This is a genomic window from Paenibacillus glycanilyticus (assembly GCF_030161375.1).
In the GTDB taxonomy this organism is placed as follows: Bacteria; Bacillota; Bacilli; order Paenibacillales; family Paenibacillaceae; genus Pristimantibacillus; species Pristimantibacillus glycanilyticus_B.
On the sequence record NZ_BSSQ01000019.1, the window covers coordinates 20,787 to 47,563 of the forward strand.

Consider the following 26,777-nt stretch of genomic DNA (forward strand, 5'->3'; position numbering starts at 1 on the left):
GTTTATGGTATTATATCAGGATAGACTTTTTTGGGAGAGGGAAGTACATGCAACAAGAGAACGTACAGCTTAGAATGGCTATGGATGAGAATAGCTTCCTTCAAGGGGTAAAAGATTGCATACCAACGTTACTGGGGTATTTGAGCATCGGATTTGCGGCAGGCGTCGTTGGCCATACCTCCGGATTAAGCGTGCTGGAGATTACGCTGATGTCCATCCTGATTTATGCCGGATCCGCGCAATTCATTATTGCCGGGATGGTTGCTTCGCATGGGTCGGTTGCCGCGATCGTGTTTACCGTATTTATCGTTAATCTCCGGCATCTGCTGCTTAGCGCGGCATTATCTCCGTATTTCCGGCATTTGTCTGCCTTCAAGACCATTATGATCGGCACGTTGTTAACGGATGAAACATTCGGCGTAGCGATTAATAGAGCGGCAAATACGAGAGCGCTCGGCGAATCCTGGATGAACGGCCTTAACGTCACGGCTTATTTGAACTGGATTCTGGCAACGGCGGCAGGAGCTTTTCTGGGACAATGGATCACGAACCCGGAGAAGTTTGGGCTTGATTTCGCCTTGTCGGCCATGTTTATTGGATTGCTAGTCTTGCAATTAATTGGTCGCCAGAGGTTATTCCGGGATTTAATCGTTGTTGTAAGTGCAGTCATTATCGTTGTAGGGACAAGCATGGTGACATCAGGCAGTATTGCCGTTATTATCGCTACGATTAGCGCAGCAACAATAGGAGTGTTGATTGAACGATGGAAATAAGATGGGATATTCTCGCCATTATCATAGGAGCCTCTTTAGTCACTTTTTTGCCTCGCGTGCTTCCGCTGGTTGTGCTTAGCCGAATGCAAATTCCGGACCTCGCGATGCGGTGGTTAAGCTACATACCTATTGCCGTGATGGCAGCCTTATTAGGCAATGAACTGCTGATGACAGACGGGAAGATGACTCCGCTACGCGATAATATCGAGCTGTTTGCCGCGCTTCCGACCTTCCTGGTGGCTATATTTACGCGCAGCTTGCTCGGTACAATAGTGGTAGGAGTAGTAACGGTAATGTTATTGCGGTTCTTATTATAGGCTTCACGTACAGAAAAACGGTCTTACTTGCGAACTATTATCCATGACAAAAGTAACGGGATGTTGCTTAGAAAGCTTGGAGGAAGTTGCATGAGATCAGCTATTCATCACCGGAAAGCAAAGAAACGGGCAATCTGGTTACGGTTAGCCTTAATTGTAATAGGTGCAGGAATCATTATCGCCGTAGCTTGCGTAGTTATTTTCAACATGATGGTAGGAAAGCAGGACGTATCCTTGCTCGAGAAGCCGCTGCCGGCGGCGACCATTTTTTATGATCAGAATCAAGAAGAGATTATGCGCATCTCGCCGAAGAAAGCGGAAGCCGTTAGTTTCGACAGCTTGCCAGAGCATCTGATCGAAGCGGTTGTTGCGGTAGAGGACAAACGATTCTATGAGCATAGCGGGACGGATATACGAGGAATAAGCCGGGCATTGCTGACGAACCTGACGAGCGGCCATACGGTTCAAGGAGCAAGTACCATCACGCAGCAGCTGGCCAAGAACGTCTTTCTCAGTCAAGAGAGAACTTGGACAAGAAAATGGAAAGAACTGCTGCTCGCGGAGAAAATCGAGAAAAACTACGATAAAGAACAAATCATGACGTATTATCTGAATCAGATTTATTTCGGGGAAGGAGCCTGGGGGATCAAGAAAGCTTCCGAGGTTTACTTCGGCATCCCCGTGAATGAACTGACTTTGTCGGAATCCGCTCTATTGGCGGGAATTATTAAGGCTCCTTCCGCGTTGTCGCCATACAGCCATCCGGAAGAAGCTAAGGCACGACGGAATGTCGTGTTGCAACTGATGAAGGTGCAAGGCAAGATTGATCAATCGGCTTACGATGCCTCCATCAAGGAGCCGCTCCATATTATGGATTCGAAACCAAGCAGCAATGACGCGATTAAATACCCTTATTTTATCGACCAGGTCATTCGTGAAGCGGGACAGAAATTCGGATTGACGGAAAATGAAGTACTGCATGGGGGTCTTCGCATCTATACCACTCTTGATCCCAAGATGCAGCAAGCTGCCGAGCAGGTTTATTCGCAGGCTAGCGTGTTTCCGGCAAGCAGCTCCGATCAGCTTATCCAGAGCGGCGCTGTCCTTCTAGATCCTCGGGATGGGGGTATACGCGCTCTTATCGGCGGGAGAGGGGAGCAGCCTTTCCGCGGATTTAATCGGGCGGTTCAACTGAAACGCCAGCCGGGTTCGACTATGAAGCCAATCTCGGTCTATACGCCGGCCTTTGAGCAGGGTTATAAACCAAGCGATAAACTAATGGATGAACCGGTCAACTTCGGAGGCTATCAACCCAAGAATGCCGGAGGCGCCTATCACGGTGAAGTAACGATCTACGATTCCATCATCCATTCTTATAACGTGCCGGCCGTTTCGCTATTGAACGAAATGGGGATCGATGCGGGTGTTGAAGCCGCAAACCGCTTCGGAATCGAACTAACGGACGCGGACCGGACGCTTGGACTTGCGCTTGGCGGTTTGCAAGAAGGGGTGTCTCCGCTTGCGATGGCGGAAGCGTTTGGCGTATTTGCCAATGACGGAACGCGGATTCCCGCTCACGCCATAACGAAGATCGAATCCGCCGAAGAGGAAGTCATTGCCGATCCCGATTTGAGCAAGACCATTAAAGTTACGGAACCGGCTATTGCCCGTACCATGACTTCGGTTCTCGAAGGCGTCGTGAAGGAAGGCACGGGGGACGCAGCGTCTCTTGGAGACCGTCCTGTTGCCGGCAAGACGGGAACGACGGAAATGCCGGGGACAAACGGCGCGGGGATGAAAGACAATTGGTTTGTCGGGTACACGCCTCAATTGGTTGGAGCTGTATGGCTTGGTTATGACCATACGGATACGGACCATTATTTAACGACCACGTCCAAAGCCGCAGCGGCCGTGTTCCAGAAGCTGATGAGCGAGGCTTTGGCGGGCGAACCTGTACTAGCTTTCCCGAAAGCTCCTGGTTTGAACTTGAACAAGAATGACAAACCAAAAGAAGAAAACAAAGATAAACCTAAAAATTCGGATAAGCCTGATAAACCGGGAAAAGAACCCAAACATGACCATCCAGGCAAAGGCAAGCCTGACCGCGAGGAGAAAAAAGAAGGACCCGCAGAGAAACATAAAGGTCCAAAGGGGAAAGAGGAGCACGATGATGATTGAAATCAATAACCATTCGGATAACGCCATCATTGTGGCTCATGAGATCTACGGTCTGAACCAGCACATGGCCTCGGTTTGTTCGGCATTGGGGGAACAAGGCTACGATGTGTATGCGCCCGATCTGCTTCATACGACAGAGCCATATCGATATGAGCAGGAGCAAGCAGCGTATAACGATTTCATGGCTCATGTCGGGTTTGAGAAAGCTTCTGCGCTTATTCTGCAACTAGCCAAGCAATTAAAGAAGCAATACCGGAACGTTTATCTGGTTGGCTTCAGCGTCGGGGCAACCGCAGCCTGGGTTTGCAGCGCGTGTCCAGATATCTCGGGCGTCGTAGGCTACTACGGTTCCCGGATCCGAGGTTATAAGCAGCTGGAACCTGCTTGTCCGGTATTATTGTTTTACCCCGAAGTTGAACCTTCGTTTGACGTGGATCAACTGATCTCCGAATTACGGGAACGGCCGCAAATCCAAGTGCATAAATTAACCGGTCAGCATGGATTCGGAGATCCTTATTCCGAGCGTTATGTTCCGGCTTCGGCAGACGCGGCTTACCAGGAAATGCTAGCCTTTCTGAAATCCATTGGTTGATATTCAAATACGGGTATGTTAAGATACCTGTAATTTAAGGATTGGGGATGAAAAAGATATGTAGAATTTTCTTGCGACGGTATACGAGAATAAAACGAACGAAGACGAACCAAATTTCGGTTGTTTTATTTTTCTATGCGCAAGAAAGTGACTGCATCTTTTTCTCACTCAATGGATATCCCTGTCCGTCTGTCATGGCTTCTACATGAACAGGCTGGATTAGCTGTATTTATTTGAGCTGTGAGAAAGGTAACTTTCTTGCAGCTCTTTTTGATTACAGGGGGAATTCCTATATGTCATTGATTAATGTATCGAACCTCACGTTTGCCCATGACGGCAGCTACGATAATATTTTTGAGAATGTAAGCTTTCAGCTGGATACGGACTGGAAGCTTGGCTTTACCGGACGTAACGGCCGGGGAAAAACAACGTTCATGAATCTCTTGCTCGGGAAGCTTGAATATAGCGGACATATTTCGGCTAACGTCAGCTTTGAATATTTTCCGTTCCAGGTGAAGCATCCCGACTATCTGACAACCGATGTTGTGGAAGAGATTGTTCCCGATTACCAGCAATGGGAATTGATGCGGGAGCTATCGCTGCTTAAAGTAACCGACGATGTGTTATACCGTCCATTCGAGACGTTGTCCAATGGCGAACAGACGAAAGTGCTACTGGCGGCCCTATTCCTGAAGGAGAATAGTTTTCTGCTGATCGACGAGCCAACGAACCATCTTGACATGGCAGCGAGAAAGCTGGTCAGCCAATACTTGAACGGGAAGAGCGGCTTTATACTCGTCTCGCATGACCGGGCATTTCTGGATAACTGCGTGGACCATATTTTATCCATCAACCGGACGAATATTGAGATTCAGAAGGGCAACTTCTCTGACTGGTGGTTGAACAAAGAGCGCCAGGACAACTATGAGCTTGCCGAAAATCATAAACTGAAAAAAGACATCAAGCGGCTGTCCGATGCAGCCAAACGTACAAACGACTGGTCGCATGAAGTAGAGAAGTCCAAATACGGCAACGGACCGGTAGACCGCGGCTATATCGGGCATAAAGCGGCAAAAATGATGAAACGCTCCAAGTCGATTGAGCAGAGGCAACAATCCGCGATTGACGAGAAATCCAAGCTGCTCAAGAACATTGAAGCTTCCGATAGCTTGAAGATCACTCAGCTTGCGTACCATAAACCACAGCTAGTTGAGCTTGAACATGTCTCGATCTATTATGGCGATAGGGAAGTGTGTTCGGACATCAGCTTTACGATTGAGCAAGGGGAGCGAATCGCATTATCCGGGCAAAACGGCTCCGGCAAGTCGAGTCTGATTAAGCTAATCTGCGGCGAGAAGCTTAGCTTTACCGGAACATTCCGGAAGGGAAGTAATCTGAAGATCTCTTACGTCTCCCAGGACACCTCCCATCTACAGGGAAATTTAACGGATTACGCAAGAGAGCAGGGCATAGATGAAAGTCTCTTTAAAGCGATTTTACGCAAGCTGGACTTTTCCAGAGTACAATTCGAGAAAGACATTTCGGCTTTCAGCGGGGGGCAGAAGAAGAAGGTTCTCATTGCCAAAAGCTTATGCGAGCAGGCGCATTTGCATATATGGGATGAACCTTTGAACTTTATCGACGTCATCTCGCGCATGCAGATCGAAGAGCTGTTGCTGGAGCATTCGCCGACCATATTGTTTGTTGAACATGACCGTGCGTTTTGCGAAAATATTGCAACCAAAATCGTCGAGTTATAAACAAAAGGCCGCCTTCTTGAGAAGGGCGGCCTTTTGTTTAGGTTGGAGCAAAATTAAAAAGCCCTGCGCAAGAGCAGGGCGAAATAGACGATTGCATATAAAAAAGAAACGTGGTATAGTTAAAAAATCTCTGCAAGATCATTTTCATAAAAGGCATAGTTAATACATCTTATCTACACTTATATAATACCATGCCGAGCAAGAGAATGTCAAATGTCAAATTTCAATTCTTTTTAGGAGTGTGGTAATTACGATGATGAACCAAGAATGGGAACTGGAACAGGACCGTCTGGACGAAGTGAAAGAGAAGCTTCAGGAAAAAATAGCTGAGCTGGAACCGGAAGTTGCCCAGCTGTACGGGCAGGCTTCGAATATTCGTAAGCACTTCTGGGAGGAAGTATCGGTCAATACGAGCACGGATGAAGATTTCGAAGAAACCTTCTTCAGCATTAATCAGCAGGCGGCGATATTATCCGAACGGGAACGGACGCACGAGAAGCGGAAGCAGCAATATAAAAGCTTGAAGCGGCTTGTCCAATCGCCTTATTTTGGCCGGATCGACTTCAAGGAAGATGGTTCCAACGAGGTTGAGCAAGTCTATATCGGCTTATCGTCCTTCCTTGCGTCGGACGGAATGAACTTCCTGGTCTATGATTGGAGAACGCCGGTTGCGAGCTTGTATTACGATTATTCGCCGGGTCCGGCAACTTATTCAACGCCTGGTGGGAACATTGCGGGCAACATGGAGCTCAAACGTCAATATCAGATTAAAGACGGCGAGCTGATGAACTTCTTCGACGCTAGCGTTACAATCGGCGACTCCATGCTGCAGGAGGTACTTGGCCAAGGGGCCAATAACCAGATGAAGAGTATTGTAGCCACTATACAGAAAGAGCAAAACGCCATTATCCGTAACGATTCCAGCCGGATGCTGATTGTGCAAGGGGCAGCCGGAAGCGGGAAAACTTCCGCCGCGCTCCAGCGTGCCGCCTATCTGTTATACAAACACCGTGAGCGGCTCACAGCCGATCAGATCGTGTTGTTTTCGCCAAACCCGATGTTTAATAGTTACGTTTCCACCGTTCTTCCCGAACTTGGCGAAGAAAATATGCAGCAGACGACGTTCCAGGAATACCTTGCTTATTGGCTTGGAACGACGATGAAGCTGGAGGATCCGTTTGATCAGATCGAATATGTATTGACGCAGGAAGCAAGTGTTGGGTACGAGGCTCGGATGGACAGCATTCGGTACAAAGCTTCGGAAGGTTTTCTCCATGCGTTGCGGCATTACGCGGTTTGGTTGAACAAGGAAGGCATGCTGTTTAAGGACATTCGCTTCCGTGGCACCGATCTGATCACAGCCGAACAAATGGCTAACCAGTTCTACAGCTACGATCCTACCGTGCGGCTGGCAAACCGGGTTGCACTGCTCCAGGAATGGTTAATGAAAGAGCTGCGGAAGGCCGCACGCAAGGAGCAGCAAGCCGATTGGGTAGATAACGAGTTGAATTATCTGGACACCGAACAATATTCCGCGGCTTACAGCGAGACCTTGAGAAAGTTCCAACGCGAGGAAGAGTTGTTTGATGTGTCTGAACGTTATGCAAAGGCTATCGACCGCATGAACAAATTTGCGAATCAAGGAGAAGATGACGTATTTGATTTCTCCGAGCAGCAAGAAGAGCTGCTTCGCCAAATGATCGTGAAGGAGCATTTCAAACCTTTGCGGGGAATCGTGAAGAAGTATAAGTTTATTGATCTAAACGGTCTGTACGCGCAATTGTTTAACGAAGAAGCATTTGCTTACGGAGTAATGACCGATGGGGAAGATGTGCCGGTGAATTGGCCTGGCGTGTGCATGGAAACAAAGATGAAGCTGGGCCGACAAGAATTGTTTTATGAGGATGCCACGCCGTATTTGTTCTTGAAGGAGTTAATTGAAGGTTCCCGGATGAATACGATCGTTCGGCATATATTCGTGGATGAAGGCCAGGATTACTCTCCGTTTCAATATGCGTTCCTTAAAAAGTTGTTTCCGAATGCCCGCATGACCGTGCTTGGCGATTTCGGGCAAGCGATCTTTACGCAGTCCTCCAAATTGCAAGGAGGGGATTCGCCGCTCGTCCACCTATACGGCGAAGAAAATACTACGTTAATACCGCTTCTCAGAAGTTATCGTTCGACCAAAGAGAATGTGGAGTTTACAAAGGCGATGTTGCCGGGCGGCGAAGATATCATCCCGTTTAACCGTCAAGGCATCAAGCCGCTGATTACGATTGCAGGCAGCCGCGAGTTATTGCAGCGTCAGATCGCTCGCGATATCGAGTCGTTCCAAGCAGACGGTCACACTTCAATCGCCATCATTACGAAGACGGCTGCCGAAAGCAACGAAGCCTATGAGTCATTAAAGCAACGTGGGATAACCGGAATAAACCTCGTCACCAGAGAAACGTTGACCTTTGAGTCCGGGATTATGGTCATTCCGGCTTATCTAGCTAAGGGAGTAGAGTTTGATGCCGTGCTCATTTATGACGCATCGGCTGAAGTTTATGGACGAGAAAGCGAACGCAAGCTTTTTTACACCGCTTGTACCCGTGCCATGCATAGGCTCAATCTGTATATGACAGGCGAATGGTCGCCGTACCTGCAAACTCTGAATCCCGCGTTGTATGAAGTTCAAGCTTTGGAATAAGGTTGCGCAAGTTCACTGAAGTATTGAATCGTGCAATCTCGGAAGGAAGCAACCGTGTGGGTCAAATACCTTCCTTTGGGCCAATGAAGAGATATGGTGCGTTCGCAATAGTCCTCCATTAATGGGATGGTGACCACATCCGGTCCGGTTGAACCTCCCCAGGTAATGGCCGGAAGAAAAGCCAATCCTTGGCCGGCCCGGATCAGCCCGCGGACAGTAGCCGGGTCGTCGCTCTCGAATTGGATATGAGGCGTAAAGCCAGCCAGCCTGCAGAAGGCATCTGTTGTTTCCCGCAATGACTTGCCGGGAGGAAGGCTAATGAATCTTTCCTCCTTCAATTGTTGCAGGCTGAGCCGCTCTTGATTGGCAAGCCGGTGATCGGCGGGAAGCGCGACAACAATGGATTCGCGAAGCAGCGAGACCGAGTTGCAGCCGGGAGGCGGGGTTGCGCCGTCGGACAAACATAAATCAAATTCTTTCGGATGGTCTCCGGCGGCTATATGCTGAAGCAAATGAAATTGCGTATCCGGCTTCGATTTGCGGTACTCCGCAAGTAACCCGGGAAGCAGGTGGGAGGAGACTCTCACGTCAAGCGCAATAAATTCGGAAGGAGCTTCCGTCAAATCCTGAAGTTCTCTCTTGCCATCCTCCAAGGCTTGCAAGGCCAGATCGACTTTGCTCAAAAAATGTTTGCCGTGTTCATTGAGCCGGATTGATTTATTTGTTCGTTCAAATAGCTTAACGCCTAGCTCGGTTTCGAGCGATGCGATTGTTTTGCTAAGCGCTGGTTGAGAGATATGAAGCTGTTTGGCGGCTTGCGTCATATGCTCCATTCGTGCGGCGGTTTGGAAATATTTCAATTGTAGAAGTTCCATCTCTATGTTCACCTTCTTGATCTTCATTCGTCATAACCTGTGGTTTATCGTAATTATGACTAAATATATATTAGAGATTATGAATGAGCAAGATTATAATGATCACAGCACAATAGGAGGGGAGAACGTACAAGTGATCATCCAAACCTTATCCGGCCAAGTAAAGGGCCTGCAGTTAAACGGCACTCATGTATTTCGTGGTATTCCATACGCGGCAGCTCCAGCCGGGAAACTTCGATTCAAGCCGCCGGAACCTCCAGCGAAGTGGGAAGGAGTGCGGGATTGCAGCCAGTATGGTTCAATCGCGCATCAGAAATACGATCCGAATAGTTTTATGCCGGAGCTTCAGCATTCCGAGGACTGTTTGAATCTAAATGTTTGGACTGCCGGTTGTACCGGTCAGCTCCGTCCGGTTATGGTCTATATCCACGGAGGCGGATTTACATCCGGGAAAGGCGCCGATTGCGATGGTTCCCGTTATGCTGCCGAAGACGGCTTTGTCTATGTATCCATTAATTACCGCTTGGGTGCGTTAGGGTTCCTCTATTTAGGCGATATTCTCGGAGAAGAATACGCTTCTTCAGGCAATAACGGCATGCTGGATATTATAGCCGCGCTGAGGTGGGTGCAGCTTAATATTGCTGCCTTTGGCGGCGATCCGGAACAAGTAACCGTGCTGGGGAATTCCGCAGGTGCCAAATGTACGGCTACTCTGTATGCCATGAAGGCGTCACAAGGACTGTTCAGCCGCGCGATTGCGCAAAGCGGCGCTACCCAGTCCATCCGCGATAAACAAACGGCCTCATTAACGACCAGCCGGCTTCTTGAACAACTTGGCCTTAAGCCGGATGATGCCAAGAAACTGCTGGAGCTTCCGGCCGAACAGCTAATTGAAACGCAGGTGAAGATTGGGCCGGATACATCGCGCAATTTGCATATGTTTGGTCCGGTTGCCGACGGTATTCATATTCCGCTTCATCCGCTTGACGCATTCAAGGGTAGGGGGGATCTGCCGCCGCTCTTAATTGGGACAAATGAAGATGAAGCAGCCTCGTTTATTATGTATGATCCGGAATTGCAGAAACCGGACGCCGCTACACTCGAGCGCTTATTTGGCAAGAACGGACGAATGGTGTGGCAGACATTCCTCCGCCATTCCGAGACTATGTCCGTTGCTCAAGCTTGGAGCAAGACGTTAACGGAGCACTTGTACGAGATTGGCTGCATGCAACTGGCTAATGCCGTAGCGGGAGAGGGTACGCCCGTATGGATGTACCGGTTAACTTATGGCGGGGCGCTTGGCGCCGTGCATGGTTATGACGGCAGCTTGATTAACTATTTGGAAAGTCCGGCACAAGCCGTCGATACAAACGATCCTTATTACGTAGCTGGCGATGCAAGGGGGCTTGCGACAAACATGCGGATGGCGTGGAACGCTTTTGTTCGAAGCGGAGATCCTCGCGTTCCCGGGCTTTCGGAGTGGTCTGAATATGGTGACGGTCATTCCGTAATGATGTTGGATTTGAATAGTTTTGTGCAGAAGCGGTTAGCCCCTCCGATTGGAATTCATTGTGAACATCAGGTGTGGAGGGTTTAAGCTATGATGCTTGTTGAAGTTGCGGCAGTGATGCTCTTATTGGGATTATTATTAGGTTTTGTCGGAGCGGGAGGATCGGGATTTATTATTGCGATCTTGACCGTTGTGTTTGGTTACCCGATTCATACGGCGCTCGGAACGGCATTAGCCGCGATGTTCTTCTCGTCGCTATCCGGCTCCGTCAGCCATTACCGGGAAGGCAATATGATGCTGAAGACCGGTGCCGTTGTTGGCGCAGCGGGAGCGATTGGCGCATGGGTCAGTTCAGGCTGGTCCTCTTATATCCCAGAGAATCATTTGGGTTGGATGACGTCGGGGATGTTGTTTAGTTCCGGACTTGCCTTATGGTTCAGAATGGCTTATCAAGCGAAACGTACGGGTAATCAACACAACTCCCCACTCCAATCAAGAGGCATGAAGTTCTACGCTTCGGCTGCGGCTATAGGGTTAGTAACCGGAACGTTATCCGGTTTATTTGGCATCGGATCGACGCCGTTTATCCAGCTTGGACTTATGCTGCTGCTTGGATTGTCCATGCGGCTTGCTGCAGGGACAACCATGATGGTCATTGTCCCGATTGCACTGGCAGGCGGAGCCGGTTATTATTCGGTCGGTTACTTGGATATTCAGCTGCTTGTTGCCGTTGTTGTGGGGACCATGTTGGGATCTTATGTTGGAGCTAAATTTACGAAGCGCGTACCGGCCATTATGCTCAAGACTTGCATGGTTATTACGCCGATGTTAGGCGCGACTATTTTGCTGATTTAAAGAGGAGACCGCAAGGTAGATCTCGAACTTCTTATTTTAGTCTGAAACGGAAATAAGGAGGCGAATCGATAATGAGCAAAGAAACGGCCTTAATGGTGATCGATGTTCAGGTTGGCATGTATATGTTTCCCGAGGAATATCCCGTGTTTGAGGGCGAGCAGCTGTTAGAACGGATTAATCTGCTCCTTGCCAAAGCAAGGGAGAACGAGACACCGGTTATTTTTGTCCAGCATAACGAGGATGAAGAGGGGCCGCTCGCAACCCGCTCGCCAGGCTGGGAGATCCATCCGGCTCTTGTTCAGGCGGCAGGGGATCTTATCGTTCAGAAATTCGAACCGGATGCTTTCCATGAGACGAATTTGCAGCAGGAGCTTGAAGCAAGGGGCATTAAGAAGCTAGTCCTGACCGGCATGCAAACGGACTATTGCGTCAATGCGACATGTTGGCGAGCCGTCGATTTGGGTTATGAGGTAACGGTCGTGGCCGATGCGCACAGCACGTTTGGACAAGGCGGCCGTACAGCAGAGCAGATCATTGCTGAACACAATGAGGCATTTGGTCAGATTGCCGTGCTGAAGGAAACGGCAGCGCTGGAATTTTAATTAGCGGCATTAATAGTTAACGTAATAATTAATGTAGTTAAGAAAATGCGAAGGGGCTTGAAGATGGGATACATTGAAGAGGTAACTAATCATTTATATCAGTATCTACCACCTCTGACAGGGAAAGAGGATCTGGAGCAATTCTGGACGGATACCATTGAACAGGCGAACAATGTTCCTCTTAGGCCTGAACGGACTTTGATCGACTATCCGAGTAAGCACGTTAAGGTCTATGACATTTCTTATAACGGAATGGATGAGACCCGGATCCATGGCTGGCTTATTATCCCAGCTTTTATGAAGCAGGAAAAGTACCCTTGTCTGATCCATTATCACGGTTTCTCGGGAAGCCGGGGGGAACCGGCTGGCCTTATGCATTGGGCGATGATGGGGATGGCGGTCTTGTCTGTCGATTGCCGGGATCAAGGCGGTCCGACGGGCAACAACGCTAGCTATTCCCATGGCTTTATGGCGAATGTAGCGAGCAAAGGCGTACATAACAAATATGAATATTACTATCGGTTCGCTTATATGGATTGCTTGAAAGCGATCGATTATGCTTGCGCCCAAGTGGAAGTTGATGCGGACAAGATCGTCATTGAAGGCGGAAGCCAGGGCGGCGCGCTTGGAATGGCAGTCGTTGCGCTCGATAACCGTCCGAAGCTGGCCATGGTAGACGTGCCAAGCAACAGTAATATCGTAGCACGGATCGAAGGCAATCACGGTGCTTTTGGCGCGGTAGCGGAATTTCTGAAACGGCATCCGGAACAGATGGATCTCGTAATGGACAATTTGAGTTACTTCGACACGATGAATCTGGCCGACCGGATCTCCTGTCCGGTTCTGGCTTCTGTGGCGCTGAAGGACGAGACTTGTCCGGCTCAAATGTATTTTGCCACCTATAACCGGATTCAATCGAAGAAGGAGATCAACATTTATCCGTTTAACGGGCATGAAGGCGGAGGCGGCAAGCAGACGGAAGTGAAGCTGGCGTATTTGGCTCAACATTTCGGCGAATGGTTCTGATGACCGAATAGAGAAAAGGTGCTGTCTCGCAATGAGACAGCACCTTTTTCCGTTTTACGGCAATGTAGTCAGGTAAGGCTTCTTGGCGAGCAGATAATTGCTAATCTATTTGACAAACTGTCAATTACGTATCTATAATAATAATGAACAACTGTTCAATAACTTTAATCATGCGGAGGGATTTGTTATGCGTTTGGAAGGCAGAGTAGCAGTCGTAACCGGTGCGGCTTCAGGTATGGGGAAAGCAATCGCCGAGCTGTACGCGAAAGAAGGGGCAAAGGTTGTTGTTTCGGACTTGAACCTGGAAGGCGCTGAAGCCGTAGTTGCGGGAATTAAAGAAAATGGCGGACAAGCCATTGCCGTAAAAACAAACGTTGCGAATCTGAGCGACATTAACGCGATGATCGACACGGCGGTTGAACAATTCGGAACGTTGGACATTCTTGTCAACAATGCGGGCATTATGGATAACATGGCTGCTATTGGCGATGTGGAAGACGATAGATGGGATCTTATCTTTGATATAAATACAAAAGGCGTCATGCGCGCCATTCGCAAAGCCGTTCCGATCTTCCTGGAGAAAGGCAAAGGCGTAATCATTAATACCGCGTCGACCGGCGGCTTCAGCGGCGCGCATGCAGGTGCGGCTTATACGGCTTCCAAACATGCGGTTATCGGCATTACGAAAAATACGGGGTTCATGTACGCTCAAAAAGGAATTCGCTGCAACGCTATCGCTCCAGGTGCAACGATGACAAATATTACCGCTTCGATGAACAATGTCAATGAGTTTGGCGCTTCCCGTACGAAAGTAACGCAAGGCGTAATTCCGCGCGTCGGACAACCGGAAGAAATCGCGCAAGTGGCCTTGTTCCTTGCTTCGGATGAATCCAGTTTCGTAAACGGAGTTGTGCTTGCTGCGGATGCCGGCTGGACTGCAGGATTCTAATCGAATGATGGCGAAATAAGTTGCAGGCTTAACGGCTTGCAACTTTTTTTATTCCTGGATGATGCTATACTAAAAGGGCTGGTCAACGTTGAATCGCAAGATAGGGAGCATGAGGTGTAGGTTATGAACGAGAACGATTTGCGAATTATCAAAACAAAAAAAGCCCTGCATCAGGCTTTGCTAGTCTTGTTAAAGGAAAAGGCGCTTGAAGCCATTTCCGTCTCCGTATTATGCCGGGAGGCATCCGTGAACAGAGGGACCTTTTATCTGCATTATCCGGATGTGGGCACATTGTTCGATGAACATCTTCATCATTTGCTGAAGGATCTGGAGGAGTCATATTACGAGCCCTATCGACACGCGAAGGAAATTAATCATATTCAGCTAGATCCCGCAACGATCCGGATTTTCCATCATGTGAAGAAATACCAGCCTTTTTATGAGATCGTATTTAATAAGAAATCTTCCATTTCGTATTATTATTCCTTGTTTGAGAAGATCAAAGGTCTCATGATTGAAAGCACCGGATCAAACGGATCGCCTAATACATTTGTTATCTCATATCAGGTTAATGCCATTATGGGTTTACTCATCCAATGGAGCGAGGAGGGCTTCAGCCAAACGCCTGAATTTATGAGCGAGCAGCTGAGCCATATTCTGAAATCCATGTATCAAATTCCTGCAATGGATAGGGGATTGGAGAACAACTAATGTTTCAATATCGGGATCAAACTTATACAGAAGTTCAATTTGGATCGCAAGATTTAAAATACGGAGAGCTGATCGGATGTACCTTCCATCGCTGCTCGTTTGCTCATGGTTCGCTTGAAGAGATCATGTCGGTGAACTGCCGGTTCATCGAATGCGATTTCAGAGGAGCTATGCTGAATGGATCCATACATAAGGAGTCGGCCTTCGAGAATTGCAAGTTTGAAGGGGCTAATCTGTTTGTTGCCAAATTCGAAGTCTGTAAAATGACGGGATCGGATTTCACCGACGCCAATCTGGACGGAATTACTCTTATTCAAGGCGATTGGTCCTATACGAATCTGCGTTACGCAAGGCTCTCGAAGCAGAATCTGCGCGGCATCAAATTTCAGGAAGCGGACTTTTACGGAGCAAACTTGGAAAAAGCCGACATGCGGGACTGCGACCTGTCGATGACGGTGCTCGCCAAAGCTAAATTATTTGAAACCGACGTAAGAGGAGCAGCAATGGATGGAGTAGATTTCAAAAGCTTAACCGTTGCTGGTCTCAGGATGGACCGGGATCAAGCCGTCTTAATGGCGATCTCTCATGGCGCGAAAATCAAATAAGATCCCTGTTTATCATTAAAGAGTCATGCTCAATGAGCATGGCTCTTTTTGTTGCATGTTTTTCCATTTTCCTTGGCATCCTAAGGAAATCAAGCCGAGGAGAATTGACAGGATGCGAACGTTCTTTTTAATACTTATATTTGTACTGGTAGGCGCACTAAATTTGTTGTGTTTGTACGAGAATGAGCATTGGCATTTTCTTGTGACGTTTACGCAAACGAAAAAACTAGCCACGGCTTCTTTGCTTATGATCTTTGCAATTGCCTATTCTGCGGCAATGGATTGGAAAGAACGGAAAAAACCAACATAAAGAGGAGGGGAACAGGATGCTCAGAAAAATGGATAGCTATTCTCCGTATCAACTGTTTGTTCTTATCTTTTTGTTTCTTGAGGGAACGGCGATCCTGATGAACGTGGGTTTTGATCTGGGGCGAGACGCATGGCTAGCGACGCTTGTATGCACGTTTTTCGGCATGTTTCTGGTATGGTGGTATATCAGTCTCATTCGTCATAGCAAACAAAAAACGATTTACGATGTATTCAAACTGGCTTTGGGAAAAGTCGGGGGCACTTTGCTAGGCGTCCTTTATATTACTTATTTTTTATACATTTGCGCCCGTGACATGCGAGATTTAACCGAGTTGATCAAAAATGCCGTACTTCCCGCATTGCCTCTGGAGTGGACGGCTTTATGCTTCATGGCGATCATTATTTACGTCCTATGGATCGGCACGCAAAACTTTATTCATTTGTTTATGTTGTTTGGCTTTGCCTTTGCAGCGATCCTGGCTATATTTTTCGCGCTTGTAATAGCCGACGGGAATTATGATTTTCATAATTTACTGCCCGTGCTGGGGGACGGCCCGATGTCCGTCTTACCGTCTATTTTTACGCAAATATTGGAATTTCCTTTTGGCGAGCTCATTGCATTTACGGTTATTATCGGGACGATGTTTCCGATGCTTCCAAGCAAGGTTTCGAAGATGGCAATGCTGTCCGTGCTGGCGGCGGGATTATTGTTAACGTTAACCGTCGTTGTAGAGCTTGTTACATTCGGCCCTTCAATCCGCGAGCGGGCAATGTTTCCGCTTGTCAGCGCGGCGCGCAATATATCCATTGGCAATTTCCTTGAAAGGATTGAAATGTTCATCATTTTTGCCATTCTTCTTACGGTTGTTGTTAAAGTGTGTATTTTTGCCTACGCTGCCATTCAAGGCGTGGCCTGGTATAGCGGGAAACCCTTTAAAAGCCTTATTATTCCGTATGTCCTGTTAACCACGGTAATCTCTTTTTATGTCTCCAATAATATGTCGGAGCATATTAATGCGGGTCTTCGTTTTGTACCTTTTTTTATCCATATCCCATTCCAATTCATTATTCCGGCGCTATTATTTATCCTCATTCTGATTAAATCCAGATGGAGGAAACCAAATGAACAATCCGCTGTATGAAAACTGGGATGAACTTGAATCCGTAATTCAGCGTACCTTTGGCAAAACAACGGATTTTGTAAAGGTGCCCATTGTGTTCAACAACCGAAAAGGCTGGATTCTGTATTATTCCAGTCTAGTTGGCAGCGACGACCTGTCGAGCAAGCTGATGCTGCCGCTCAATCTGTACGCGGGGAAGACGGATAGCTTGAAGCAGTTCCGGGCTGAAGCGCTTGCTTCGATCAACTATCAGTACCTGAGCGAATGGGTGTCTATTGCGCGGCAATTAAATAAAAATTCTGTCTGCATGCTTGTGGAAGGAGAGCCGGAAGCGCTAACCATTGAAATTGGCGGCTATTCGGAACGCGCGCTCAGCGAACCGAATATACAACCAAGCGTTTACGGACCCAAAATCGCATTTACGGAAGACATTGTTACCAATCTAAGCCTCTTGCGGAGAATACTTCGCACGAAGTCGCTTCAAATCGAATCTTATGATATCTCAAGCGATATGGTAACGGGAGCGGTGCTTGTCTACTTGGACGGCGTGATCGATCCGGGGTTGCTTGAGGAAGCAAGACAAAGAATCCGGTCGCTTGAAGGGAAGAAGGTAACGACACTCACTCACTTAATGAAGCAATTGAGAGACAATCAAAAAACCAATTTCTTCCCTACCTTGATGATGAACGAACGCCAGGATGCTTGCATTGCCAAACTGATGGAAGGGAGAGCGGTCGTCTTAATTGACGGAACGCCAAGCGCGATTATTATGCCGGTTGTGTTCCAGGATTTCTTCGATTCGGCAGAAGACGCGTATTTGCCAAAAGCCATGTTGGTCTTCTTAAGGCTGCTCCGATATTTCACCTTCTTTATCGCGCTATTGCTGCCCGGAATCTACATTGGCGTCATTAATTACAACTATGAGATTATCCCGATCAACCTAGCGATGGAGATAGCCGGTCTTCGAAGCAACTTGCCGTTTCCTTCTGTTATTGAGCTATTGCTGGTTGAAGGGGCCTTCGAAATCATGAGGGAAGGTTCGATTCGCATGCCCAAAATCGTCGGTAATGCTTTAACCGTCGTTGGCGCGCTAGTGATTGGACAAGCTGCCGTGCAGGCCGGAATAGTCTCCATAGTGGTTATTATCATTGTCGCGTTTACCGGGCTCTGCAGCTACGCTTTTCCACACTATAACTTTTCGTTTAGCGTCCGGTTAATGCGCTTCGCCTTTATTGGAATTGCCAGCATACTCGGCATCTTTGGCATTTTTCTCGGATGTATTGCCTTGTTTGCTTATCTCGTAAGCCAACGTTCTTTCGGTTATCCCTACCTGCAATTCAACATCAAGAGGCCATAACCATGAACACGTCAAAACGGTTAATAGCGGGCATGGTTTGCATGCTGGTCATTATGTTGCTTAGCGGTTGCGCTGACCGGGTTGAGCCGGGCGAGTTATTGGTAGTAACGGCAGTTGGCGTTACCAAAGGCGAGAAAGGCCGTTACCACTTTTATTTCGAAGGGATAAATCCGTCTGAATTTACGGAGACCAAACGGCAAAATATTTCAAACTCTTTCGTGTTTGATAACGAAGCGGACGCGTTATCCGGCGCTATCGCCATCATTTCGCAGGAAATACCGCTGAAGCCCGAGTTTAGCCATATGCAGCTTATTGCGATTGATAAACAACTTTTGGAGAAAGGGGATTATGATTATCTGGATTTTGCGGACCGCTTCGATCAAATCCGCAACACGCTTACGCTCGTTGCCGTTAACGGAGATGAACTTGGGCATATTTTTGCAACAACGACTCCGAGTTTAACCATTCCGTCCTTTGGGATTTTAAGGCAGTTAAATGAATTGCATAATTCGGTAGGAGGTAATTATCCGACTTCCTTGCTGCAGTTCATGAAGAATCTGACGGAATCCGGACATAATCCGACTCTGCCTTACGTCCAAATCCAAAATCCGGATAAAAAGGCAGAGTCGATAGACTATGCCAAGCAATTAAATAAACAGACAAAGATCAACTTGAAGTCCATTGCCGTGTTTAAGGAAGAGAAACTGGTTGGCGAGCTAAAAAATTTGCAGGCTCGGGATGCCGTTGTCCTTCAAGGCCTGGGGAGAAATACATTGTATAACTATAACTGCGGTCCAAATAAATTCGTAAGTATCGCATTGCAGTTTGCCTCGGTGAACAAGAAAGTGACTTATAAGCAGGATAAGCCGGTCCTGAAAGTTTATATGCATGCTGCGGGAACGATAAATTCGATCCAATGCGCGAATTATTTTAACGGAAAGTCAGAGGATTACAATCGGATCAACAAGGAAATAGACAAGTCCATTAAACAGGATTTAATGGAAACCTTAACAACCGTTCAACAGAAATATAAATCCGATATATTTGGATTTGGCGAAGCTTTGCGGATTTCAAACTATAAGAAATTTAAGCAGGTTAAAGATCGCTGGGATGAGGAATTCAGCAGGGCGGAGGTAGAAGTTGAAGTTAAAATTAATGTCCAACGCTCGGGCATTAGAGGCGAGCCGTTCACAAACCGGATTAAGAACAAGAAATATTGATCCTCTTGACGAAGTTGAAGGATTAAAGTTATTATAGACACATGAAGTCTATGATAAGGTGATCAACATGAAATATTCAAAAGCAACGAATTATGCGCTGCACACGATGGCTTATCTTATTGCTGCCGCGCCGGAGAAACCTGTTGGCGTCCAGCAGCTTGCGGATCATCAGGGCGTTTCACCAACATACTTATCCAAAATTCTGACCAAGCTTGTGAAAGCAGGATTGATTGAATCTGCTTCAGGGGCTAACGGCGGTTATCGGTTAAGAGGCAAGAAAGAAGAGGTCTCGTTCCTCGACGTGATCCATGCCATAGAAGGAATGACGTCGATCTTCGAATGCTGCGGTAGCGGAAATCCCGAATGCCGCATCCATCAGGTGATGGTGTCGGCAGAAGGTGCGATGGAGCAGCATTTGAAGAATACGAAGCTGATTGATTTGATGATGAAATAAGCAGCATTGCCCTTCGCGGGAGACGGGCAATGCTCTATTTTACTTCAATCATAGACATTAAGAGTCTTTAAAGTCCACAAAACAAACGGGAGGTTATTTCAGATGAACTATGAGGTAGCGATTATCGGAGGCGGTCCTGCAGGATTAAACGCGGCATTGGTGCTTGGAAGAGCGAGGAAAAAGGTTGCTTTGTTCGACAATAACGAGCCTCGGAACAAAGTGACGCATGCTTCCCATGGTTTTATTACAAGGGACGGGGTGACTCCAACCGAATTCCGGCGCATTGCGTACGAAGAGGTATTGCGTTATCCGACGGTTAACCATTGGGATACGGAGGTTACCGATATTCAGAGGACAGAAGACGGATTTGTCATCGCGACGCGTTCCGGGGAACAAGTGCATGCCGGCAAGGTGATCTTGGCGACCGGATTGAAAGAGCAATTGCCGGAGATCGATGGGATCAAGGCGTATTATGGCAAAAGCTTGTTCGCTTGTCCGTTCTGCGACGGGTGGGAACTTCGAGATCAACCGCTTGTGGTCATTTCGGATGTTCCGCAAATTTTCCATAAGGTGAAGCTTCTGCTGCAATGGACTCGGGATTTGGTTGTATGCACAAACGGGAATGCTGATCTTCTGAATGAAGATCAGCGAGAACAGCTTGCTGCAAGAAAGATTGCGGTTATTGATACGCCTGTCTCGGGATTCACGGGGGATAACGGCATGTTGGAGCAGGTGCATTTTGCAGACGGAACTTCGATAACGCGCAGCGGTGGCTTTATTGATCCCGCTCAAACGCCGACAGTGAATTTTAAAGAGCCATTAGGTTATGATGTGTCCGATAACGGCGCTCTCGTAACGGATCCGTTCGGTAAAACAACTGCCGAGGGTGTATATGCGGCAGGGGATTATGCGTATGTGATGCCTGCCCAATTGATCTACGCAGCCGCATCCGGAAGCAAAGCCGCGATGTCCGTAATGGCTGATTTGACTGAAGAATATTGGCATTCCTTGTAAAGGAAGTAACATCCTCCCCGCCGAATACAACAGGTAGCTAAAACATCCTAGTTCAGAGGAGGACATCGATTTGCCCTTTTTTATAAGGACGATGATGAAGGTGTTGCGGGTGCCTAACCGGACCATCTTCATTGTGGTTATCGCATTTGTATTCGGCAGTGCAACGATTGCTTACGCCCTTGAACCTTCCACGTTTCATACCTGGTTTAACGCGCTGTATTGGGTGATGACTACGATGGCGACAGTTGGGTATGGCGATTTTTTTGCCAAAACGAATATAGGAAAAGCGTTTACGATATTCCTATACGTATTTGGAATCGGATTGCTCAGCTTGATTATAGGCAAAATTATCGATTTATTATCTACGATCTACAAACATTGGGAGGCCGGGAAATTGAATTTTCATGGTAAAGATCACATCATCATCATCAATTGGAGCAAAAAAGCCCAGTATGCCATTGACGAGATTCTATCCTTCTCGCCGTCCTCCCATATTGTCATTATTGATGAATCCGATAAACACCCGGTAACCGACCGGCATGAAATTCATTTCATTAGCGGAGATCCTTCCTCGGAGGACATCTTGGAGAAAGCGATGCTTAAGCAGGCGAAGGCCGTTATTATATTTGCCGATACTCGAATTGACGAGCCCGCGCTCGCCGATGGCAAAACGCTGCTTATCGCTTCCAGTATCGAACGGCTGCATCCTAACGTTCATACAACGGTGGAGATCACGCAAGATAAGAACACGAAAAACTTCCGGCACGTTAAAGTGAATGATTTCGTGCTGTCCTATGATGCCGTGTCGAGGCTGGCTGTGCGGGCGGCCCTTCAACAAGGAAGTTCGGAAATTATTAATCAGCTGATCAGACGCGATGTAGGCGATGATATTCATGAAATCCCGGTTCGTCCGGAGTGGAGAACGTACAAGGATGCCTTCATGGGCACTCTTGAATATGGGGCGACCTTGTTGTCGGACAGAGATGACCTAGGGATAAACCGTAAATTAAATGAGCCTATTCCGGCGGATGCCAGGTTATTTGTCGTATCGGATGAAGAGACGCACCGCAAATTGTTAGAGGTAGATAAGCGGCAGAACAGCTAAGAGGAGCTAGGGATATGACTGAGTTTTGGGAAGCAAGCTTTATCCATCATCAGACGATGTGGGGGTTCGAACCCGCGGATTCTGCCGTCTGGACCAAAGATTTGTTCTTAGAGAAACAAGTGAAAGATATATTGATTCCTGGCATCGGATACGGCAGAAACGCGAGAGTATTTATCGACAGCGGTATTCAAGTGACAGGTATAGAGATTTCTCAAACGGCGATCGATCTGGCTAGACAAAGCGGATTAGAGATCGAGATTTATCAAGGTTCCGTATCGGAGATGCCATTTGATAACAAGCTGTATGACGGTATATTTAGTTATGCGCTAATCCATCTGCTCAATCCACAGGAGCGTCAGAAGTTTATTCAAGACTGCTACAATCAGTTGAAGCCGGGCGGTTACATGATTTTTACGGCTATTGCCCAGAATGCCCCGATGTATGGAAAAGGCGAGCAGCTAGCCGATCATTATTACGAGATTTCGGAAGGGTTGCGTATGTTTTTCTATGATGCGGAGTCGATACAACGGGAATTTGGCGATTACGGACTAGTCCAATTCTCGGAGATCATCGAGCCGCATAAACATGCGGAAGGTAAAGCTCCATTCCCGTTTCTCCTGATTCAATGCCATAAAGAACGATAGGATAATGATAGGATTATGAAACGGCAGCCTCGGCTGTCGTTTTTTATCGGCTGTCCGTTATAATAGGGTAAGCGGGAAGGAGTGTTATTCATTTGAAAGTTATCGTTATTGGAGCGGGAATACTTGGCGCGTCGACAGCTTACCAGTTAAGTAAATCAGGTGCCGAAGTATTAATCATAGATCGCAAGGACAAAGGCCAAGCGACGGATGCGGCTGCCGGAATTATCTGTCCTTGGTTGTCGCAAAGGCGCAATAAGGCATGGTATCGGCTTGTCCAAGCCGGCGCTCGTTACTACGCGGAATTGATCGCCGCTCTTGAAGCAGAAGGAGAAACCGATACCGGTTATGCCCGGGTTGGCGCGTTAAACGTACATACGGATATGGAGAAAATCGCAAAGCTGGAACAGCGTGCTAATGAAAAGCTGGCGGACGCGCCGGAAATCGGCAATATCACTCGTTTCGATGAGGCTGCAACTAGGGAGAGCTTTCCGATTCTTGCGGACGGCTATCAAGCGCTTCATGTAAGCGGAGCTGCGCGAGTGGATGGACGTGCCCTTCGTGATGCCTTGATCCGTTCGGCTATTCGCCGCGGCGCGTCGCTCATCAACGGGGATGCCGTGTTGGAATATGAGGCTAATAATCGGATTACCGGAGTTACGGTTGGAACGGAATTGTATCCGGCTGACAAGGTGATTGTGTGTGCGGGAGCATGGGCTGCGAGTGTGTTTAAGCCGCTAGGAATCGAATTCGAAGTTAGCTATCAGAAAGCTCAAATCATGCATGTAGAGCTGGAAGAACGCGATGCGCAAACTGGCGAATGGCCTGTCATCATGCCGCCTAACGACCAATATCTGCTCGCATTTGATAAGCAGCGAATCGTGATTGGAGCTACGCATGAGAATGGGATCACCGGCTATGATACCCGAATTACACCCGGGGGAATGCAGGAGGTATTGGATAAAGGATTAACTCTTGCGCCTCGGCTTGCAGGCAGTACGTTTCTGGAGATGCGGGTAGGATTCCGTCCGTTTACGGCCGATTTTCTGCCGGTATTCGGTACGGTTCCCGGCTGGGATAATCTCTTAACGGGCAATGGATTAGGGGCTTCCGGCCTGACCGCTGGACCGTTTATCGGAAGTCAGCTGGCCAAATTGGCTTTAGGCATGGAACCCGATCTGGAAATTGGCGATTACGGGGTTGCCAAGGCAATGGGGAAAACATAAAAAGAAGGCAGCCGTCGAGGCTGCCTTCTTACGTTTATTTCGCTTGCAGCGTGTAATTGGCATGATATTCGCGGTAAGTCGGATTTTCGCCGCATACCATCAGGCCTTGACCCCAGTTCACATGCGTATCTATCGTTGGCAGATCGAGCGGGTCGCGGTATTGGAACAACACGTTGCGGCGGTTGCGGGTACTGCGGTTCACATCGGAGCCGTGAACCGTCAAGTAGTTGAAGAACAGCACGTCGCCGGCTTTGGCAGGGCAAGGTGTCGCCATCGAGATTGGATATTCTTTATGGTCCAGATAATGACGGCCAACATGCGCCATCATGCCGTTCTTGTGGCTGCCCGGAATAACGCAGAGACAACCGTTCTCCATATCAGCATCATCCAGATGCACGCTTGCAGCCAGCATGGTATGCGTAGCATGCGGGAAATAAGGAGCGTCCTGGTGAAGTGGGAACGCAGCGCCGTTTTCCGGCGGCTTCACAAGCATTTTGCTATGGTGAAGCTGTACGTTTGGACCAATCAACTGGGACAATACGGCTGCCATGTTCGCATGAACCGCAGCTCTCGTGAACGAAGCATCTTGGTACTGCACGTCATGGAAGCCTTTCAATACGAGTTTCTTCAGCTGTTCAGGAGGGAGATACTCACCTTGCCAAGCGTGATTCGTATCAAACTTGGATTGAGCGGCACGATTCAGAATACCGTCAATCGCCGTTCTCATTTGTTCCACTTCTTGCTGGTTAAACATACCGCGAACTAGCAAATAGCCATTTTCTTTGTAAAATTGTACATCATCTTGAGTAATCATTTTTTTCGCTCCTCTGCTTGATGAAATGGTAAGCGGTTACTTATACTCGTATTATAGGATTTAATAGCCAATGTTGTATTTAGCGAAATAAGACATCGTTTTAAGAAATTAGGCCAGGCAGGTGAGTTTATGGAAGTAGAATTAGTGGATAACGGCAGCCGGTTTCTGAATGAAATGATTAACCAATGCGAGACAAGCGCGCTAACCTTCCGCGTCCATTATTGGGATTGGAGGCAGCTGCATTACAGTAATCACGTACATAAACATTCCTTCTACGAAGTGTGCTTCGTCATGTCCGGCGAAGGGGAGTATCAGGATGAGGACATCGTCTATCCGCTAAGAGCGGGTTCTTTGTTTATTTCGCGACCCGGTATATGGCATCAGATTCGAAGCGAGATTGGACTTAGTCTGATCTATGTCGCTTATGAATTGGACCGGATGAAGTCTTCGAAAGAAGAATATACCCGATACGCCGCGCATTTGGACAAGAGTGACGTGGTGCTGCAGGATGCTTTTGACGATCGGGCCATTCATTACTGGCTTGGACTTTACCATCATGCGTCTTCCGCTCCTTATGAGGAAGTTGAAGATTTGAAGAGGCTGGCAGGTATACTGCTTGCTAGTCTTCCGCGCCCGTTCGACAAGGAAAACATGGTCCCAAGCTTGCAAGTAAATAAGCCGAATGATTATGCGAGGGGGGCGGTTCTCCGCCAGTCGAAGCAATACATACGGGATAATTTGTCGAGACCGCTCAAAATCGAAGAGGTAGCGGATTATATGAATTTGTCGACGAGGCAGTTGTCACGGATGTTTCAATTGGAGGGAGGTGATACGTTCCTAACCTATTTACGCAACGAAAGACTGAAGCTTGCCGAGATCTTGCTCAAGACCTCGATCTCTCCGCTTAAGGAAATTGCGGCGCATAGCGGCTTTCAATCGGTGCATTATTTCACCAATGTCTTTACGGAGCAGAAAGGAATGCCGCCAGGCGAATATAGGAGACTCCATCTAGGTCAACATGATTAAATGAATAAGGAGTGGAATGTTGTTATGAAGGTATATAATACCGCTTCAGACGTTGCAAACCCCACTGCAGGACATCAACTTGCGGATATTCCGGCTCATGACCCTAATGTTGTTGCCGATCCGGCTTCGCGTACCTATTATTTGTACACGGGCGGAGGTCCGAGAATTCATGGCATGGACCGTTACGGCGTTCTCGCCTATAAAAGCAAAGATTTAATCAACTGGGATGGTCCCTATGTCGTCTTTACGATCCCGGACGGCATATGGGCAAATCCGCAGCATGGTGCGTGGGCACCGGAAGTCCATGCCTATCAAGGCCGCTATTATTTGTTTGTTACGCTGCATAATAATGATCGAAAGCTGGAAGGGCAAGGGCATGGCGGTTATCCGCTGCAGTGGCGGGGTTCGGTTATTGCGGTATCCGATTCGCTGGAAGGTCCGTTCGAATTGCTGAAGCAGGATGGTCCGGTTCCGCCGGCAGAGCATATGACGCTTGACGGCTCCTTATATGTGGATGAGGAGGGCTCTCTGTGGATGGTTTATTGCCATGAATGGGTACAGACGGGCGATGGAACGATCGAAGCGATAAGATTAACGGAGGACCTGACAAAACGCGCTTCGGATCCGATTCATCTAATGAACGGCTCGGAGGCGCCTTGGGATAATGGCGATCACCCGACGGACGGCTCAACATCGATGTATGTGACGGATGGCTGCCAGTTATACCGGACGAAAGATAATCGGTTAGTAATGTTATGGTCTACTTACGAGAAGGGCAGTTATGTCCAGACGATTGCTCGTTCCGTGACGGATCGCTTGGAAGGACCATGGGAGCAACTAGAGCCGCTCGTCTTTGATGACAGCGGACATGGCATGTTATTCCAAACCTTTGAAGGCGAGTGGAAGCTCATCTTGCATTCTCCATTCCGGATGCCTGATTCCCGTTGCAAGTTATATGAGGTGCGGGATGCAGGGGATTCATTTGTCATTAATTAAAAAAAGCCCAAGCTGCCCGGCGTTCCCGGACAGCTTGGGCTTTTTATTT

Annotated in this window: 26 protein-coding genes; 24 read left to right on the forward strand and 2 right to left on the reverse strand. The window is 47.9% G+C overall.

Translation table 11 applies throughout. The features are described from left to right. Nucleotides 1-47: 47 nt before the first annotated feature. The 6 genes from QQK89_RS24000 (at nt 48) to helD (ending at nt 8,312) form a co-directional block, all read left to right on the forward strand. Nucleotides 48-773 (forward strand): AzlC family ABC transporter permease, encoded by a 726-nt coding sequence (locus tag QQK89_RS24000; RefSeq protein ID WP_284241231.1) that lies wholly within the window; start codon nt 48-50, stop codon nt 771-773. Continuing rightward, a complete protein-coding gene (locus QQK89_RS24005; RefSeq protein WP_284241232.1) occupies nt 764-1,090 on the forward strand; it encodes an AzlD domain-containing protein in 327 nt (108 codons plus the stop codon). Before QQK89_RS24000 ends, QQK89_RS24005 begins: the two co-directional genes overlap by 10 nt. 90 nt (nt 1,091-1,180) lie before the next feature. After that, the gene (locus tag QQK89_RS24010; protein WP_284241236.1) at nt 1,181-3,268 is read left to right on the forward strand and encodes a transglycosylase domain-containing protein; all 2,088 of its coding nucleotides are present in this window, start codon (nt 1,181-1,183) and stop codon (nt 3,266-3,268) included. After that, complete coding sequence (locus QQK89_RS24015; protein WP_284241237.1) at nt 3,258-3,860, forward strand: dienelactone hydrolase family protein; 603 nt, start codon at nt 3,258-3,260, stop codon at nt 3,858-3,860. Before QQK89_RS24010 ends, QQK89_RS24015 begins: the two co-directional genes overlap by 11 nt. Before the next feature lie 293 nt (nt 3,861-4,153). Next, nucleotides 4,154-5,620, forward strand: a complete 1,467-nt coding sequence (locus tag QQK89_RS24020) for an Lsa family ABC-F type ribosomal protection protein (protein ID WP_284241238.1) — start codon at nt 4,154-4,156, stop codon at nt 5,618-5,620. Between the two features lie 253 nt (nt 5,621-5,873). Continuing rightward, nucleotides 5,874-8,312: an RNA polymerase recycling motor HelD gene (gene helD, locus QQK89_RS24025; RefSeq protein ID WP_284241239.1), complete on the forward strand. Its 2,439-nt coding sequence runs from the start codon at nt 5,874-5,876 to the stop codon at nt 8,310-8,312. Here the strand turns inward: helD and QQK89_RS24030 are convergent. After that, the gene (locus QQK89_RS24030) at nt 8,297-9,187 is read right to left on the reverse strand and encodes a LysR family transcriptional regulator (protein ID WP_284241241.1); all 891 of its coding nucleotides are present in this window, start codon (nt 9,185-9,187) and stop codon (nt 8,297-8,299) included. The genes helD and QQK89_RS24030 overlap by 16 nt on opposite strands. A gap of 133 nt (nt 9,188-9,320) precedes the next feature. On the opposite strand from QQK89_RS24030, the gene QQK89_RS24035 reads away from it, so the two are divergent. From QQK89_RS24035 to QQK89_RS24110, 16 genes are all read left to right on the forward strand, one after another. Continuing rightward, complete coding sequence (locus QQK89_RS24035; protein ID WP_284241242.1) at nt 9,321-10,784, forward strand: carboxylesterase/lipase family protein; 1,464 nt, start codon at nt 9,321-9,323, stop codon at nt 10,782-10,784. A gap of 6 nt (nt 10,785-10,790) precedes the next feature. Further along, entirely contained in the window at nt 10,791-11,552 is a 762-nt protein-coding gene (locus QQK89_RS24040; protein ID WP_434481768.1) for a sulfite exporter TauE/SafE family protein, read from the forward strand. 71 nt (nt 11,553-11,623) lie between these two features. Then, the gene (locus tag QQK89_RS24045) at nt 11,624-12,154 is read left to right on the forward strand and encodes a cysteine hydrolase family protein (RefSeq protein ID WP_284241244.1); all 531 of its coding nucleotides are present in this window, start codon (nt 11,624-11,626) and stop codon (nt 12,152-12,154) included. A gap of 63 nt (nt 12,155-12,217) precedes the next feature. Then, the gene (locus QQK89_RS24050) at nt 12,218-13,180 is read left to right on the forward strand and encodes an acetylxylan esterase (RefSeq protein WP_284241245.1); all 963 of its coding nucleotides are present in this window, start codon (nt 12,218-12,220) and stop codon (nt 13,178-13,180) included. 187 nt (nt 13,181-13,367) lie between these two features. Next, the gene (locus tag QQK89_RS24055) at nt 13,368-14,129 is read left to right on the forward strand and encodes an SDR family oxidoreductase (protein ID WP_284241246.1); all 762 of its coding nucleotides are present in this window, start codon (nt 13,368-13,370) and stop codon (nt 14,127-14,129) included. A 123-nt stretch (nt 14,130-14,252) separates the two neighbouring features. Beyond that, entirely contained in the window at nt 14,253-14,840 is a 588-nt protein-coding gene (locus tag QQK89_RS24060) for a TetR/AcrR family transcriptional regulator (protein WP_284241247.1), read from the forward strand. Further along, nucleotides 14,840-15,445, forward strand: coding sequence for a pentapeptide repeat-containing protein (locus QQK89_RS24065; RefSeq protein WP_284241248.1), 606 nt, complete (start codon nt 14,840-14,842; stop codon nt 15,443-15,445). The genes QQK89_RS24060 and QQK89_RS24065 overlap by 1 nt, the downstream gene beginning before the upstream one ends. A gap of 112 nt (nt 15,446-15,557) precedes the next feature. Continuing rightward, a complete protein-coding gene (locus QQK89_RS24070) occupies nt 15,558-15,755 on the forward strand; it encodes a hypothetical protein (protein ID WP_284241249.1) in 198 nt (65 codons plus the stop codon). 16 nt (nt 15,756-15,771) lie between these two features. Continuing rightward, nucleotides 15,772-16,896: a GerAB/ArcD/ProY family transporter gene (locus QQK89_RS24075; RefSeq protein ID WP_284241250.1), complete on the forward strand. Its 1,125-nt coding sequence runs from the start codon at nt 15,772-15,774 to the stop codon at nt 16,894-16,896. Then, nucleotides 16,877-18,232 (forward strand): spore germination protein, encoded by a 1,356-nt coding sequence (locus QQK89_RS24080; RefSeq protein ID WP_284241251.1) that lies wholly within the window; start codon nt 16,877-16,879, stop codon nt 18,230-18,232. The genes QQK89_RS24075 and QQK89_RS24080 overlap by 20 nt, the downstream gene beginning before the upstream one ends. A 2-nt stretch (nt 18,233-18,234) precedes the next feature. After that, nucleotides 18,235-19,452: a Ger(x)C family spore germination protein gene (locus QQK89_RS24085; protein WP_284241253.1), complete on the forward strand. Its 1,218-nt coding sequence runs from the start codon at nt 18,235-18,237 to the stop codon at nt 19,450-19,452. A gap of 67 nt (nt 19,453-19,519) precedes the next feature. After that, on the forward strand, nt 19,520-19,906 hold the full coding sequence (locus QQK89_RS24090; protein WP_284241255.1) for an Rrf2 family transcriptional regulator: 387 nt from the start codon (nt 19,520-19,522) through the stop codon (nt 19,904-19,906). Between the two features lie 102 nt (nt 19,907-20,008). After that, the gene (locus QQK89_RS24095; protein WP_284241257.1) at nt 20,009-20,920 is read left to right on the forward strand and encodes an NAD(P)/FAD-dependent oxidoreductase; all 912 of its coding nucleotides are present in this window, start codon (nt 20,009-20,011) and stop codon (nt 20,918-20,920) included. Between the two features lie 70 nt (nt 20,921-20,990). Next, a complete protein-coding gene (locus QQK89_RS24100; protein WP_284241258.1) occupies nt 20,991-22,025 on the forward strand; it encodes a potassium channel protein in 1,035 nt (344 codons plus the stop codon). Between the two features lie 14 nt (nt 22,026-22,039). Further along, nucleotides 22,040-22,669, forward strand: coding sequence for a class I SAM-dependent methyltransferase (locus QQK89_RS24105; RefSeq protein ID WP_284241259.1), 630 nt, complete (start codon nt 22,040-22,042; stop codon nt 22,667-22,669). Between the two features lie 92 nt (nt 22,670-22,761). Continuing rightward, a complete protein-coding gene (locus tag QQK89_RS24110; protein WP_284241260.1) occupies nt 22,762-23,892 on the forward strand; it encodes an NAD(P)/FAD-dependent oxidoreductase in 1,131 nt (376 codons plus the stop codon). 34 nt (nt 23,893-23,926) lie between these two features. Here the strand turns inward: QQK89_RS24110 and QQK89_RS24115 are convergent, their stop codons facing one another. Beyond that, on the reverse strand, nt 23,927-24,706 hold the full coding sequence (locus tag QQK89_RS24115; RefSeq protein ID WP_284241261.1) for a phytanoyl-CoA dioxygenase family protein: 780 nt from the start codon (nt 24,704-24,706) through the stop codon (nt 23,927-23,929). Nucleotides 24,707-24,835: 129 nt separating this feature from the next. Here QQK89_RS24115 and QQK89_RS24120 point away from each other — a divergent pair, with 129 nt between their 5' ends. Further along, entirely contained in the window at nt 24,836-25,732 is an 897-nt protein-coding gene (locus tag QQK89_RS24120; RefSeq protein WP_284241262.1) for a helix-turn-helix transcriptional regulator, read from the forward strand. 24 nt (nt 25,733-25,756) lie between these two features. Next, on the forward strand, nt 25,757-26,728 hold the full coding sequence (locus tag QQK89_RS24125; RefSeq protein WP_284241263.1) for a glycoside hydrolase family 43 protein: 972 nt from the start codon (nt 25,757-25,759) through the stop codon (nt 26,726-26,728). Nucleotides 26,729-26,777: the final 49 nt, after the last annotated feature.

Coding starts and splice junctions, on each gene's coding strand:
- QQK89_RS24000 (WP_284241231.1), top strand. CDS start 48: ATGCAACAAGAGAACGTACAGCTTAGAATGGCTATGGATGAGAATAGC.
- QQK89_RS24005 (WP_284241232.1), top strand. CDS start 764: ATGGAAATAAGATGGGATATTCTCGCCATTATCATAGGAGCCTCTTTA.
- QQK89_RS24010 (WP_284241236.1), top strand. CDS start 1,181: ATGAGATCAGCTATTCATCACCGGAAAGCAAAGAAACGGGCAATCTGG.
- QQK89_RS24015 (WP_284241237.1), top strand. CDS start 3,258: ATGATGATTGAAATCAATAACCATTCGGATAACGCCATCATTGTGGCT.
- QQK89_RS24020 (WP_284241238.1), top strand. CDS start 4,154: ATGTCATTGATTAATGTATCGAACCTCACGTTTGCCCATGACGGCAGC.
- helD (WP_284241239.1), top strand. CDS start 5,874: ATGATGAACCAAGAATGGGAACTGGAACAGGACCGTCTGGACGAAGTG.
- QQK89_RS24030 (WP_284241241.1), bottom strand. CDS start 9,187: ATGGAACTTCTACAATTGAAATATTTCCAAACCGCCGCACGAATGGAG.
- QQK89_RS24040 (WP_434481768.1), top strand. CDS start 10,791: ATGCTTGTTGAAGTTGCGGCAGTGATGCTCTTATTGGGATTATTATTA.
- QQK89_RS24045 (WP_284241244.1), top strand. CDS start 11,624: ATGAGCAAAGAAACGGCCTTAATGGTGATCGATGTTCAGGTTGGCATG.
- QQK89_RS24050 (WP_284241245.1), top strand. CDS start 12,218: ATGGGATACATTGAAGAGGTAACTAATCATTTATATCAGTATCTACCA.
- QQK89_RS24055 (WP_284241246.1), top strand. CDS start 13,368: ATGCGTTTGGAAGGCAGAGTAGCAGTCGTAACCGGTGCGGCTTCAGGT.
- QQK89_RS24060 (WP_284241247.1), top strand. CDS start 14,253: ATGAACGAGAACGATTTGCGAATTATCAAAACAAAAAAAGCCCTGCAT.
- QQK89_RS24065 (WP_284241248.1), top strand. CDS start 14,840: ATGTTTCAATATCGGGATCAAACTTATACAGAAGTTCAATTTGGATCG.
- QQK89_RS24070 (WP_284241249.1), top strand. CDS start 15,558: ATGCGAACGTTCTTTTTAATACTTATATTTGTACTGGTAGGCGCACTA.
- QQK89_RS24075 (WP_284241250.1), top strand. CDS start 15,772: ATGCTCAGAAAAATGGATAGCTATTCTCCGTATCAACTGTTTGTTCTT.
- QQK89_RS24080 (WP_284241251.1), top strand. CDS start 16,877: ATGAACAATCCGCTGTATGAAAACTGGGATGAACTTGAATCCGTAATT.
- QQK89_RS24085 (WP_284241253.1), top strand. CDS start 18,235: ATGAACACGTCAAAACGGTTAATAGCGGGCATGGTTTGCATGCTGGTC.
- QQK89_RS24090 (WP_284241255.1), top strand. CDS start 19,520: ATGAAATATTCAAAAGCAACGAATTATGCGCTGCACACGATGGCTTAT.
- QQK89_RS24095 (WP_284241257.1), top strand. CDS start 20,009: ATGAACTATGAGGTAGCGATTATCGGAGGCGGTCCTGCAGGATTAAAC.
- QQK89_RS24105 (WP_284241259.1), top strand. CDS start 22,040: ATGACTGAGTTTTGGGAAGCAAGCTTTATCCATCATCAGACGATGTGG.
- QQK89_RS24115 (WP_284241261.1), bottom strand. CDS start 24,706: ATGATTACTCAAGATGATGTACAATTTTACAAAGAAAATGGCTATTTG.
- QQK89_RS24120 (WP_284241262.1), top strand. CDS start 24,836: ATGGAAGTAGAATTAGTGGATAACGGCAGCCGGTTTCTGAATGAAATG.
- QQK89_RS24125 (WP_284241263.1), top strand. CDS start 25,757: ATGAAGGTATATAATACCGCTTCAGACGTTGCAAACCCCACTGCAGGA.